Origin of the sequence: Oceanobacillus neutriphilus (assembly GCF_014645515.1) — a bacterium.
GTDB classification, from domain to species: Bacteria; Bacillota; Bacilli; order Bacillales; family Amphibacillaceae; genus Oceanobacillus; species Oceanobacillus neutriphilus.
The window spans coordinates 1-14,250 of the sequence record NZ_BMLW01000010.1; the positions used below are offsets into that span (position 1 = coordinate 1).

General features: G+C 38.0%; 10 protein-coding genes. 9 read left to right on the forward strand and 1 reads right to left on the reverse strand.

From position 1 onward, the window contains the following. Positions 1-463 precede the first annotated feature (463 nt). From IEX29_RS16270 to IEX29_RS16295, 6 genes are all read left to right on the forward strand, one after another. A complete protein-coding gene (locus tag IEX29_RS16270) occupies positions 464-1,156 on the forward strand; it encodes a response regulator transcription factor (protein WP_188735430.1) in 693 nt (230 codons plus the stop codon). Then, positions 1,157-2,521 (forward strand): two-component system histidine kinase PnpS, encoded by a 1,365-nt coding sequence (gene pnpS / locus IEX29_RS16275; RefSeq protein WP_188735431.1) that lies wholly within the window; start codon positions 1,157-1,159, stop codon positions 2,519-2,521. A gap of 1,104 nt (positions 2,522-3,625) precedes the next feature. Beyond that, complete coding sequence (gene polA / locus IEX29_RS16280; RefSeq protein WP_188735432.1) at positions 3,626-6,262, forward strand: DNA polymerase I; 2,637 nt, start codon at positions 3,626-3,628, stop codon at positions 6,260-6,262. 11 nt (positions 6,263-6,273) lie between these two features. After that, the gene (gene mutM / locus IEX29_RS16285) at positions 6,274-7,107 is read left to right on the forward strand and encodes a DNA-formamidopyrimidine glycosylase (RefSeq protein ID WP_188735433.1); all 834 of its coding nucleotides are present in this window, start codon (positions 6,274-6,276) and stop codon (positions 7,105-7,107) included. A 7-nt stretch (positions 7,108-7,114) separates the two neighbouring features. Beyond that, positions 7,115-7,717: a dephospho-CoA kinase gene (gene coaE / locus IEX29_RS16290; protein ID WP_188735434.1), complete on the forward strand. Its 603-nt coding sequence runs from the start codon at positions 7,115-7,117 to the stop codon at positions 7,715-7,717. Positions 7,718-8,676: 959 nt separating this feature from the next. Further along, complete coding sequence (locus tag IEX29_RS16295) at positions 8,677-9,708, forward strand: glyceraldehyde-3-phosphate dehydrogenase (protein WP_188735435.1); 1,032 nt, start codon at positions 8,677-8,679, stop codon at positions 9,706-9,708. 52 nt (positions 9,709-9,760) lie between these two features. On the opposite strand, the gene IEX29_RS16300 is transcribed toward IEX29_RS16295, so the two are convergent. Beyond that, positions 9,761-11,449, reverse strand: coding sequence for a methyl-accepting chemotaxis protein (locus IEX29_RS16300; protein ID WP_188735436.1), 1,689 nt, complete (start codon positions 11,447-11,449; stop codon positions 9,761-9,763). Between the two features lie 388 nt (positions 11,450-11,837). Here IEX29_RS16300 and IEX29_RS16305 point away from each other — a divergent pair, with 388 nt between their 5' ends. From IEX29_RS16305 to IEX29_RS16315, 3 genes are all read left to right on the forward strand, one after another. Beyond that, positions 11,838-12,218, forward strand: coding sequence for a cytosolic protein (locus IEX29_RS16305; RefSeq protein ID WP_188735437.1), 381 nt, complete (start codon positions 11,838-11,840; stop codon positions 12,216-12,218). A 28-nt stretch (positions 12,219-12,246) separates the two neighbouring features. Further along, positions 12,247-12,720, forward strand: a complete 474-nt coding sequence (gene nrdR / locus IEX29_RS16310) for a transcriptional regulator NrdR (RefSeq protein WP_188735438.1) — start codon at positions 12,247-12,249, stop codon at positions 12,718-12,720. 172 nt (positions 12,721-12,892) lie between these two features. Further along, positions 12,893-14,212, forward strand: a complete 1,320-nt coding sequence (locus IEX29_RS16315; protein ID WP_188735439.1) for a replication initiation and membrane attachment family protein — start codon at positions 12,893-12,895, stop codon at positions 14,210-14,212. Positions 14,213-14,250 lie beyond the last annotated feature (38 nt).

Sequence of the window (14,250 nt, forward strand, 5' to 3'; positions counted from 1 at the left end):
GCATCCAGTTCATGTCTCGTTCCTCTTTTAGACATATGAAATACTCCCTTCATCATAGGAGAGAATTTTTATTATTTTACTGTCTACTATAAAGGGAGCATATCAGCGGGGCCGGACATGTTACTTCTTTCTGGATAGAGTTTATGCTTTGTCAAGAGATGGAAGGAACGATCAACACCTATCTCTATGATAAGCAAGTTATTTTTAAGGTGCGAAAGTTGAGTAAATAAGTGATCTATTCTAACTTTTGATGATTAATGAGCTCCAAGGTTTGTTAAGTTTTATTAACATTTACTTATGTAATAGGCTATGTTCGTGAATAATGGTAGAATGAAGAAAATAAAAGAAATAATTACATGAAAAGTGGAAGTAATCATATTCCTGTTCAGCAGGAAAAAAATGCTTTGAAATGAAAATTTCATCTATTGGAAGCATATATATGAAACTGGGGGGATTTTTCTAAATGGGAAAACAGATTCTAATTGTGGATGATGAGCAATCGATTGTTACTTTATTAAAATATAATATAGAGAATGCCGGGTTTACCACAGATGTAGCATACGATGGAGAAGAAGCTTATCAGAAAGCTTCTGCGGGTAACTATGAATTAATCATCTTAGATTTAATGCTCCCAAAGATGGATGGAATGGAAGTATGCAGGAAATTAAGAAAAAATGATATCGAAATACCAATCTTAATGCTTACGGCAAAAGATGATGAAATTGATAAAATTCTTGGATTGGAGCTTGGTGCAGACGATTATTTGACAAAGCCATTCAGCCCGAAAGAAGTAGTTGCCCGTGTTAAAGCAATTATCAGAAGAACACAGCGACCGCAGGAAAATAATTTTCAAGCCATCAGAATAAAGGACTTAATTATTTATCCGGAACGCTATGAAGCAGAAATGGATGGAGAATTAATTACTTTTACCAGAAAAGAGTTTGAACTGTTGTACTATCTGGCTAAACATAAAGGAAAGGTTATTTCCAGAGATCAATTACTCAGCAGTGTGTGGGATTATGATTTTGTTGGTGACACAAGAATTGTAGATGTTCATGTGAGTCATCTGCGGGATAAAATTGAACCAAATTCAAAAAAACCTGTGTATATTAAAACAGTCCGCGGGTTAGGTTATAAATTAGAGGAGCCGGTTTAAATGAAGGTTTTATTTTCTAAAGCCTTGTTCCCCAATATACTTGGTATCACAATTGTCTTGATATTATCAGGGTGGTTAATGGTACAAGCTGAAGGAAACTGGGTATTTATCATTGCTATTATTTTATTTGAATTTTTAGTGATTTCTATTATATTTATGCAGTTCTATAATAAATACACGAGGCCATTGAAAAAAGCTTCAAAAACAATAAATGAAATGATTAAGGGAAATTATTCTGCCCGTTTCTATAATGGAAATAGTGAAGAAATGGAGCAATTAAGTAAAAATATTAATAAATTATCCCGAAATATGAATGAGATTACAATTCAGGAGCAAATGCATGCAGAGCAGCTGACTTCTATTATTGATAATATGAAAAACGGTTTAGCGCTTATTGATGAGAAAGGATATGTCCATCTGGTGAATCGCGGGTTTCTGGAGATGTTCCATGGAAATGAGAAACAATATCGCGGTCATTTATATTATGATGTATTTGAAAATGAGGCGATGCACGATGTTGTTCAAAAAACATTTCTATATGAAAAGCCGGTCAAACAGCAATTTAAAAATAAACGGGGATTAACCAAAAATTACATGGAAGTAATTGCCGCGCCTATTTTTAATGAGCATAATATGATTAAAGGCGCAGTATTGGTTATTTATGATATTACAGAATTAAAACGGCTGGAAAAGATGCGTAAGGATTTTGTAGCGAATGTTTCCCATGAGCTGCGAACACCAATTACTTCTATACGAGGCTTTGCAGAAACTTTAAAAGAGGCCCGGCATGATGAAAAAGCAGCAGAAGAATTTATTGAGATTATTTATAAAGAAAGTCACCGATTACAGTTGCTTATTGAGGATTTATTAGAACTGTCCCGCCTGGAAAGAGAAGGTTTTCAACTGGAAAAAGAAGATTTCCGTGTTAAACAGATGGTTGATGCAGTTCTGCCATCATTAGAACAAAAAGCAGAGAAGAAAGAGCTGAATTTTACAACATCCATTTCCTCAGATATAAGTATTCATGCAGATGCTGAGAAATTAAAGCAGGTTATTATAAATCTCGTGGACAATGCTATTAACTATACACCAGCTGGAGGCAGTGTGAATCTAAAAGTATCCGCAGATGAACATCGTGTTCATTTTTCAGTGGAGGATACGGGGATTGGTATGGAGCAAAAGGTACTTCAAAGGGTTTTTGAACGGTTCTACCGTGTTGATAAGGATCGAAGCCGGAATACAGGCGGCACCGGCCTGGGCTTAGCCATTGTAAAGCATATTGTAGAGGTCCATCAGGGAGAAATTGTTGTAGACAGTGAAGTGAATAAAGGTACAACCATTCATGTGTATATTCCGAAAGATTAAGTCATCGCTATAGTCATAGCGATGACTTTTCTCATTCACTCAACTTTCGCACCTTAAAAAACTTGATTATCATAGAGATGGGAGGGGTTGTTCCTTCCATCTATTTCTTGACAGAGCAAAAACTCTATCTGGAAAGAAGGTAACGTGTAAGGCGACCGCTGCGGCGAACCGTTTTGCTTTCCCAGTGGCATGCTCTTCAGCTAACTGCCAAGAAGAGCACTTGGCAAAAGTGGATCTTCAGATGATGCTAATCCCTGTCCAGCTACAAGCGTCAAAAACTAGACAACTTCCCGACAGCGCCCTACGATAAGTCATCATCCGTTCGTAAACTCACGGTGATTCCTTTATCTCAGTTGCTTCGGTCCAGTTGTTACGTTTTTAAACGACGCTTTCCGCTTTCTTTTCAGGAGTCAAAACGGTCCGCCTCCGCTAGAAGGGGATTCTATACTGTTTAATACAACGGAGCCAATAGAAATTAGACCAATAAAATCATATTCTTCGTGGTGCTTATAAAAATGTCCCATCATGATTACTTTCTATTCATGAAAGCTATTCCCGATATTTACTATCCATGCTGTCTGCTGTGACATAATTTCAATTGCCAAATCAACCATTTGAAACGCTAAAATGACCTTTTCATCAAGCAAAAAACGGTTATTTCCAGCTTCATCAGGTTATGATTTCTGTCATTCGCTGTGGAAGCCTAACTGAGCGCAGACCAACCACGCAGACTCCTATGGGAACAGGGCGAGCTGAAGATCCACTTGAAAAGCGGTTTTCTTTTCAAGTTAGCTGAAGCCGTCCCCATGGAAAGAGTAGTGGTTGGTCGGAGCGGAGCTATACACAATTTTCATTTCAATAGAAGGATGATTTAACAACATATAAGCAGGATAAATGATGGACATGTTCATTTTTGAATAGCAAGGTATATATGCTTATTCTCAAGTGCGAAAGTTGAATCATTAAATAAGCACTCATATCTGATTGTTATGAGACAACTCTAAAAAGGTTACCCTATTTAGTAAGAAAATGTGCATATTATGCAGTTCTCTGCAAACATGATAAAATAATATTACTCAGATGATAGATAAAGGAGACGGGATTATGACGAAAAAGCTAATTTTAATTGACGGTAATAGTATTATTTATCGTGCTTTTTTTGCGTTGCCGCTGTTAAATAATGAAAAAGGTGTCTATACCAACGCAGTCTATGGTTTCACAACGATGCTGCTTAGAATTTTAGAGGAAGAAAAGCCGACACATATGCTTGTTGCTTTTGATGCAGGAAAAACAACATTTCGCCATCAAACCTATAAAGAGTATAAAGGAGGGCGTCAAAAAACTCCTCCAGAGCTTTCTGAGCAATTTCCGGTCTTAAAAGAACTGCTGGATGCTTTCGATATTAAGCATTATCAGCTGGAACAATATGAGGCTGATGATATTATTGGAACATTATCGAAGCAGGCAGATAATCAGGACTGGGAAGTGACTGTTATTTCTGGAGATAAGGATTTACTCCAGCTTGTATCAGATCATGTAACGGTCAGTGTCACTAAAAAAGGAATCAGCGAGATTGAAAAGTATACACCGGCATATCTTCTTGAGAAAATGCAGGTGACTCCTGAACAGATTACGGATTTAAAAGGCTTGATGGGCGACAGCTCAGATAATATTCCAGGTGTTCCGGGTGTAGGTGAAAAAACAGCAACAAAGCTATTAACACAATTTAATAGCCTGGAGCAGGTGTATGAGCACCTGGATGAAGTAAAAGGTAAAAAGTTAAAGGAAAATTTAACAGCATATCATGATGATGCTGTCATGAGTAAAGATCTGGCCACGATAAACAGGGATTCTCCTGTTACAGTCAGTCTGGAAGATGTCATTTATGAAGGTTATTCAACAGGGTCTGTACGGAATATTTTTATGGATTTAGGGTTCCAATCCTTATTGACACGAATTTCTGGTTCAGAAGAGACAGAAGAAGAGGCCGTGGAGCATAAAGAAATTAAATATGAAATTGTGAACGAGGTAACGGAAGAAATCTTCTCTAATGAAGATGTGATTGTTGTAGAAATGTTAGGTGAAAATTATCATACGGCACCGGTTGAAGGAATCGGAGTTGTAAATGAAAATAAAAAAAGTTTTATTCCTACCTCTGTTGCAATGGAATCTTCCGTTTTCAAACATTGGGCAGAAGACCCGAAGAAAAAGAAAATTGTATTTGATGCCAAACGGACAAAGGTTGCTTTATTGCGTAATGATATTCAAATCGAAGGAATTGTATTTGATGCCCTGCTCGCATCCTATTTAATCAATCCTGCTGAAAATAATCATGATATTCCTGCCATTGCCAGCAGAAAAGGAAATTATGATTTATCCTTTGATGAAGAGGTATATGGTAAAGGCGCTAAGCAAAAGGTGCCGGAAGAAGCAGTTCTTAGCGAGCACGTTGTTCGAAAAACCAATGCACTGCTTGAATTATACCCGGAGATGGAAAAAGAACTGGAGGAAAATGAACAGGCAAAGCTATTAAAGGAATTAGAAATGCCGCTTGCTCTGATTCTGGCTGAGATGGAGCATCAGGGCGTGCTGGTGGATGTCGGGCGTCTGAAAGAAATGGGAGATGACTTAAAGGAAAGACTCAGCAATTTAGAAAAAGAAGTTTATGAATTAGCCGGCAAGGAATTTAATCTTAATTCACCGAAGCAGCTTGGTCCAGTGTTATTTGAAGATTTGGGACTTCCAGTGATCAAGAAAACGAAGACAGGCTATTCTACAGCAGCTGATGTGCTGGAACAGCTTGCAGACCAGCATGAAATAATACCAAAGTTACTTTTGTACCGTCAGTTAGGTAAGCTGCAATCAACCTATATTGAAGGTTTGCAAAAAGTAGTCCGTAAAGATACACATAAAATTCATACGCGCTTTAATCAGGCTTTAACGCAAACGGGCAGATTAAGCTCTGTAGATCCTAATCTGCAAAATATTCCCATCCGATTAGAGGAAGGCAGAAAAATACGTGAGGCATTCGTTCCATCTCAAAAAGGCTGGAAAATGTTTGCTGCCGATTATTCTCAGATTGAATTGCGGGTACTTGCTCATATTGCGGAGGACGAGAAATTGATTGCCGCCTTTAAAAACGATTTAGACATTCATACACAGACGGCAATGGATGTATTCCATGTTGAAAGGGGCGAGGTTACATCAAATATGCGTCGCCAGGCGAAAGCTGTTAACTTTGGAATTGTATATGGAATCAGTGATTATGGGTTATCCCAAAACTTAGGGATTACACGAAAAGAAGCCAAGCAATTCATTGAACGATACTTTAACAGTTATCCGAGCGTAAAAGAATATATGGATGACATTGTTGTAGAAGCAAAACAAAAAGGATATGTATCTACGTTAATGAACCGCCGCCGTTATTTGCCGGACATTACAAGCAGAAACTTTAATGTACGCAGTTTTGCGGAAAGAACAGCAATGAACACACCAATTCAGGGCAGTGCTGCCGATATTATCAAAAAAGCAATGATTGATTTAGATCATCGTATTAAACAAGAAAAACTGCAGGCCAAGCTTTTATTACAAGTCCATGATGAATTAATTCTAGAAGCGCCCGAGGATGAAATTGAAATCTTAAAGGAAATTGTTCCAGAAATGATGGAGAGGACTGTAGAGATTTCTGTACCATTGAAAGTGGATTATTCTTATGGAGAAAGCTGGTTTGATGCGAAGTAAGGGGAAGAAAAATGCCGGAATTACCAGAAGTAGAAACAATTAAAGAGACGTTGAAATTGCTTGTTCAGGGAAAAACAATAGAAAAAGTAGATGTGCTTTGGGCAAATATTATAAAGCAGCCTGATGATGCAGAGATATTTAAACATCTGCTGGAAGGACAGACATTTCAGGAGATAAAGCGAAAGGGGAAGTTCCTGCTCTTTTATTTAGATGATTATGTACTTGTGTCACATTTAAGAATGGAAGGGAAATATCGTTTGCATGAACAAGATGAAGAGCTGGCAAAGCATACGCATGTGATCTTTCATTTAAAAGATGGAGAAACATTACGTTATAACGATGTTCGCAAGTTTGGAACTATGCACCTGTTAACCAAGGGAAGTGAATTTACACAAGCACCTTTAATGGCCCTGGGCCCAGAACCATTTGAGGAAGCTTTTACTGTCGAGTATTTTTATCAACAGTTAAAAAAATCATCAAGATTTATCAAAACCGCACTTTTAGATCAAAATCTAGTGACGGGACTTGGAAATATTTATGTTGACGAAACTTTATTCCGTTCTGGAGTTCATCCTTTAACAAAATGCAATGAACTGACTAAAAAAGAAGCAGCTGCGATTCGTTCTGCTGCAATTGAAACACTTCAGGAGGCTGTAAAGGCCGGCGGTACAACCATCCGCAGCTATGTAGACAGCCAGGGAAATATGGGAATGTTTCAGCAGGTTTTATATGTTTATGGTCAAGATAAAAAACCATGTAAAACATGTGGTGAAGAAATTATAAAAATGAAGGTTGGCGGACGGGGGACGCATGTATGCCCTAAATGCCAGCCGCAAAAAAGGTGAATGATTTATGAGTTTAGTAATTGGATTGACCGGGGGAATCGCCAGCGGGAAAAGTACAGTAGCAAAAATGTTTGTTGACTTAGATATTCCGGTAATTGATGCGGATGTAATCGCACGAGAAGTAGTAGAGCCCGGCGAGGAGCCGTATAATCAAGTGGTTCGGGCTTTTGGTGAAGAAATATTAAATCCGGATGGTTCCATTAACCGGCCGAAGCTCGGTTCGATTATTTTTACAAATGAAGAAAAAAGAGAACAGTTAAATCAAATTGTACATCCTGCTGTCCGGAAACGGATGTTAAAGAAAAAGGAAGATTATATAGAGCAGGGAGAAAAGTGTATTGTACTGGATATCCCCTTGCTGTTTGAAAGTAAATTAACTTCCTTAGCAGATAAAACGTTAGTTGTTTTTGTAGATGAAAAAACACAGCTCAAGCGTTTGATGGAAAGGAATAAGCTTAGTGAACAGGAAGCGTTGAACCGGATAGAGTCACAAATGCCATTAAAAGAGAAGGCCAAGCTTGCTGATGAATTAATTGATAATAATCATACAGTAGAGGAAAGTAAGAAGCAGCTATTGTATTTATTAAAAAAATGGAGTGTAATTGAATAGGTAAACACGTTACCCGGCACCATCTGAGCTTATAATAAAGTGAAGATGGTGCTTTTCTTATCATTATTTTAAATGCAGGTATTCAAAATAACTCAACTTTCGCACTTTAAAAAGTAACTTTCTGTCTACAGGAACGAGGGTTGATCATTTCTTCCATATATCTTTTGACAAAGCATAAACTCTATCTAGAAAGCAGGTAACGTGTAAGGCACCGCTGCGGCGGACCGTTTTGCTTTCCTAGGGGCACGCTCTTCAGCTAACTTTTGCCAAGAAGAGCACTTGGCAAAAGTGGATCTTCAGATGGTGCTAATCCCTGTCCAGCTACAAGCGTCAAAAACGGTCCGCCTCCGCTAGCGGGGTATTCTATACTGAAATAACTGAACAAATTTTTCTTGTTGCATGGTAAACATGCTCAGCAATTCTTTTTGGTGCATGAAATCTATTCTTGATATGAATTATTCATGCTGTCATGATTTGAACTACTAAAAACCATTTGAAACACCAGCATGTTTATTTAGGCTAAAAAACGATGATTTCATCTAACTTCATCAGGATATTATTTCTTCCATGCGCTGTAGAATCCTATTAGAGCGCAGGCCAACCACGTAGACTCCTAAGTAGTGGTTCGCAGGCTAAACCCGTGACTCCTGGGGTTGCGATTACTCGTCCCACCGGAAACATTTGTACGTCGGAAAGCGGAGTGGTTGGCCGGAGCGGAAGCTATACACAATAACCTGTTCAAAAAATAAAAAGATGAGTTAACTAAAAGCAAGCATGATAATTGAGGCCATGTACATCCTGGAACAGCAAGGTTTATATGTTTATTCTTAGGTGCGAAAGTTGAGAAAATAATGATAAGAAACATTTTTATATTTAATGACACACTTTCTCTTATATATGTTATACTAATTGTAATAAAATATAAAAAGTATAACATAATCAGGAGGAAAGAAGTGCTTATGGAGAAAACGCGTATTGCAATAACAGGTTTTGGCCGAATTGGTCGAATGGTTTTTCGTCAAGCGATGGAAGAGGAGCAATTAGAAGTTGTTGCCATTAATGCAAGCTACCCATCAGAAACACTTGCTCACCTAATTAAATACGATAGTGTTCATGGTCCTTTTAACGGAGAAGTGAAAGCGTTGCCGAACAAATTAATTGTTAATCGAAAAGAAATTCTTTTAGTAAATTCCAGAGACCCTGAAAAGCTGCCTTGGAAGGATCTTGGGATTGACATTGTTATTGAAGCGACAGGTAAGTTTAAAACCAAAGAGGCAGCAGGACTTCATTTACAGGCAGGAGCAAAAAAAGTAATTATAACTGCGCCTGGAAAAGAAGTTGATAAGACCATTGTTATTGGTGTAAATGAAAGTGATTATAATCCAGAGCTGGATGATGTTATCTCAAATGCCTCCTGTACTACAAATTGTTTGGCTCCCGTGGTGAAAGTTATTGATGATCACTTTACAATAAAGAACGGCTTGATGACAACCGTACATGCTTTTACAAATGATCAAAAGAATATTGATAATCCGCATAAAGATTTACGTCGTGCGAGAAGCTGTACGCAATCTATTATCCCGACAACAACGGGTGCTGCTAAAGCACTTGCAGAAGTGATGCCTCAGCTGAAAGGTAAATTACATGGGATGGCATTACGCGTGCCTACACCTAATGTGTCATTAGTAGATTTAGTAATTGATATTGAAGAAGATGTTACTGCTGAAGAGATTAACGCAATATTTAAACAGGCTGCAGAAGGAAGTATGTATGGAGTCATTCAATATTCTGATGAACCTTTAGTTTCTATTGACTATACAACAAGTACTTATTCTGCCACAATTGATGGACTGTCCACGATGGTGATGGATAACAATAAGTTAAAAATTATTGCCTGGTATGACAACGAATGGGGTTATTCAAAACGCGTTGTTGACTTGACCAGCTATGTAGGCTATAGATTAGAACAGAAAGTACGTTTAACATCATAAGAACAGGAACAAATCCGCATGAAAAATTTCATGCGGATTTGTTATTTCATCATTAAACTTTAAATTTACCTGCTTCCTCTTGCAGTTCTTGTGCGGTTTCGCTTAAGGATGTAGCGACATGAGCTACTTCATTCATAGTAGCAGATTGCTCCTCCATCGAGGCCGCAATGGTATCTATATTTCCAGACATAGCTTGAGAGCCTGTTGAAATTTCAGTAACTGACGCTGAAACCTGCTCTGCACTTGCTGAAAGCTCCTGCGAGGTTGCTGAGATTTCCTGAATTTCATTTGTCATACCGCGAACAGCTTCAACAATGGATTCAAACGATGAACCTGCATCGGTAATGACTTCTACCCCTTTTTGTACAGCAGGCAAAGCACTTTGCATAGCTTTCTCAACATTTTCTGTATCATTCTTAATTTCTGTAGTTAACAGAGTGATTGAACCAGCTGATTTTTTTGATTCCTCTGCCAGTTTTCGTACTTCATCTGCTACTACTGAAAATCCTTTTCCCTGCTCGCCTGCACGAGCTGCTTCAATGGCTGCATTTAACGCTAACAGATTTGTTTGATCTGTGATATCAGTAATTACTTTGGTAATATTTTCGATTTCTTCTGTCTGCTTTGCCAATTTCAGCACAAGCTCATTTACAGAAGCTGCCGACTGATTAATATTATTCATTTGCTCCTGAGCGTGACCAATAATTTTCGTCCCGTTTTGAGCGGCATCACTTGTTTCACTGGAAGAAGAATGAAGCGATTGTGCGGCTTCGGCAATCCTTTGAACGCCCTGAGCAGTTTCTCCCATTGCAATGGAGCTTTCGTTTGCTGCGTATGCTGCTGTTTGAGAGGATTCAGCGGTATCAGCAGCCTGTTTCGTTACTTCTTCTGTCGTAGCCGATGCTTCTTCAGCGCTTGCAGACAGCTCTTCAGATGATGAACCTAACTGTTCCGCATTTTGCTGGATACGAATAATTAAGTCACGTGTATTATTTTTAGAAGCGTTGAAAATCTCAGCAAGCTGACCCAGCTCATCTTTAGATTCAACGGCTATGTCCTCAGCAGATAAATCATCATCGCCAATTTTCTTTGCAATATCCATAACACTTAATAATGGAGCTGTAATGGAACGGCGGACATAAAACATTAAACCAATTCCAATTAGTATACTTACTCCTAAAACAATAATGGACACAACTTGTGCAGTATTAATCGCAGAATCTATTTCTTTTTCAATGCTATCCATTTGTCCTGTTTGATAGTTTTCCATTGCCTCAGCTGCTTCAAACATATCTTCGTTAATACCCTGTACAGTTGTATTAACGATTTCTGTAGCCTGTTCTATATTATTATTTTCAATGGCATCTATTATGTCAGGTATGATTTCGTTGAATTCATTATTGGGGATACTGGCCCGCTCCCAATACGTTCTCATTTCCTCTGAGGCTAAATACCCTTCCAGTTTGTTCAAGTTTTCATCAAGCTCCCCGGCAGCATTGAAAAGGTTTTCTTTATGCGTATCTTCCTCCGGTTCTAAAATCAACGAACGGATATGGAGTGCCTGCGTAGCCACATCGTAGCGGATATTTTCAATTAAGATAAGCTGCCCCAGGCGGTAATCCATTGCTTCCTCGGCCTGTTTTTCAATATTTTTCAAATTCATCATACTGCTGCCGACAGAAACAGCTAATAAAATAATTAACACTATAAAAGATAAATTTAACTTCTTTCCTACACTCATGTAACATACTCCTTCTTCTTTAGAAACTGATATAATTGCTTTTCTAATTACTATATCGGTGATTTGTCGTCAATATGTAATAAGTCTTTGTGACTATTTTGTGAAAATAATACTATATCTAAGTTCTGGAAACTAATTTTAATGAAGCTTTGCTTTATGTTATACTTAAATGCTTCTTCGTTTAAGGAAAGTAGTTTAAATGTTTAAATCATGTTAAAATAGTACACACGTAATTATTATATTCATATGTTCAAGAAATGTGCGTTCTGTGAAGCTGATAAATAGAACCTGACAGCTGATTTTATAGGCTCATGAATACGGAAGAGTTATTTTTAGCCGGACTTTTTGAACATTCTTTTACTAGATAAAATATAGGATGTGTATGTATATGTCGATGGGTTATAAAATTAAACGTTTTTTTAACAATCATTCAGAAACCAGTGATAATCATATAGATGAGACTTTAAAAACCAGGTATTATAAAGCGAGTAAGAATGCGGTTATTCAGGCTGTGGAGGATTATTTTAATTCGAGCCCGGATTTTTCAATTCATGCGCGCTCCGATCAGCATGGAGAGATTGGAGCAACCAGTAAACGCGGGAAAAAAGTTTTAGTTATTGCTACGGTGGTTATGGTTCGTCCATATCATACCGCACTTGATTTTTCGGTAACGACAGATACACCTGTCCATATTGATTTTGGTTATAGCAATAAAATAATAAAAAGAGTATACGAGCATGTCAATGAACAGCTGCCGGAGATAAGATAGATAGGTAATTTAAGAAGGAGTGAACGAAATGCGTTGTTCCAACTGTAATAACAAAAATACAAAAGTACTGGATTCTCGACCGATAGAAGAGGGAGCAGCAATACGTAGACGCCGGGAATGTGAGAAGTGCGGATTTCGTTTTACCACTTTTGAACGGATTGAAGAAGTACCACTCATTGTTGTGAAAAAAGATGGCATGCGCCAGGAATTCTCAAGAGAAAAGCTGACAAGAGGTATTATCAGAGCATGCGAGAAGCGGCCAGTAGCTATAGATACGATAGAAAATATTGCTTTAGAAGTAGAAAAAAGTTTGCGAAACACAGGAAATTCTGAGGTTTCCAGCCATATAGTAGGTGAGATGGTAATGGAAAGACTTGCAGAAGTGGATGAAGTCTCCTATGTCAGATTCGCCTCCGTCTATCGTCAATTTAAAGATATCTCCGTTTTCTTAGACGAGCTGAAAGAAATTATTAAAACGGATAAACAAGCACATGAAGAATAAAAATGAAGGTATAGGGCTGAAGCCGGGACTGTGATATTCGCCCCGCAGAAAACGTTGGAACTGGGGCTGTGATTACTCGTCCCACCAGAAAACGTTGGGACTGCGATTACTCGCCCCACCAGAAAACGTTGCAAAGACTTATACATTTTTACTTAAAAAAGGATGGGTTATAATGAATGTAATTGGGAAAATCCTTCCTATTGATGGATATAATGTTGTGATGGACAAACAGCCTCCTCTTGATTTTAATGCCTCTTTGACACATTTTTATCAGCCGTTAATCGGAATTCAGGCAATTTCGTTATACTATACTTTGTTTTATGAGGTGGGTCATGTGCAAAAAGTACAGACACACCATACATTGATGACATATTTAAATTTGACGCTGGACGATATTTATCGTGCACGTATAAAGCTGGAAGCAATAGGGTTATTGAAAACCTATAAAAGGACAGAGGATGGCAGAGATTATTATACGTATAATGTGCAGGGACCTTATTCTCCTGATCAATTTTTCAAGGAAGCAATGCTGTCCCAGCTGCTGCTGCATCATATAGGGGAACAGAAACATAATGAACTTTATTCGCGTTATGTAAAGGATAGTTATCCTTATGGTGAAGAGGTGACAGCTGATTTTAATGAGGTGTTTGATACGATAACTCCATCTTTGCCTGTTGCTGAAAATGTGAAAAATGAGAGTCAGAGCACCGAAATGAGTTCAATGGATTTTTCCTGGATAGAACAAATGCTCAAGCAACGGTTTATTGCAGCCGAAAGAATCCTAAATCCTGCAAATAAAAAGCTTATTCATCAAATGAAGGTATTGTATGATATAGAAAGTATAGAAATAGAAAAAGCATTGCTGTGGGCTCTTGATGAAGATAACAAATTGAATCAGGAAGAGTTTAAATCAGCATGCCATGACATGTTTGTCTCCCGTAATAATGGACAGTCTATCCGTTTAAAAGAAAGGATAACGGCGAATACAGAAGCTATAAGGAAGAAGCCTGAAACAAAAGAAGAACAGCTGGTTCAAGAGCTGGAGAGGATTTCTCCAAAACAATTGTTAGAAGATCTATCAGATGGGAACCATGCTTCTGAGCAGGATATTAAAGTTGTCCGCGAGGTAATGACTAGGCAGGGATTGCCAGCTCCTGTCATGAATGTTTTAATTCATTATGTCCTGCTGCAATCAAATATGAAGCTGTCTAAAGCCTATATGGAAACTATTGCCGGCCATTGGTCAAGAATTGGGCTGAAGTCTGCAAAAGAAGCAATGAGCTTTGCTAAACAAGAACAGGAAAAGTATAAATCAGCTAAAAATAAACCAAGAAAAAATAATAACTATAATTACAGTAATAATTATAAGAAAGAGGTTGTTCCTGATTGGTTTAACAACCGGAAGAAGAAACAGCCTGCGAATACAGGTTTAAGTGAAAAAGAGCAGCAGGAGATTGAAGCTAAGCTGCAAAAATATTTAAATGAAAGCTAAGATTTAAAGAGGATGTTTGAACACACAATTAAAGGAGG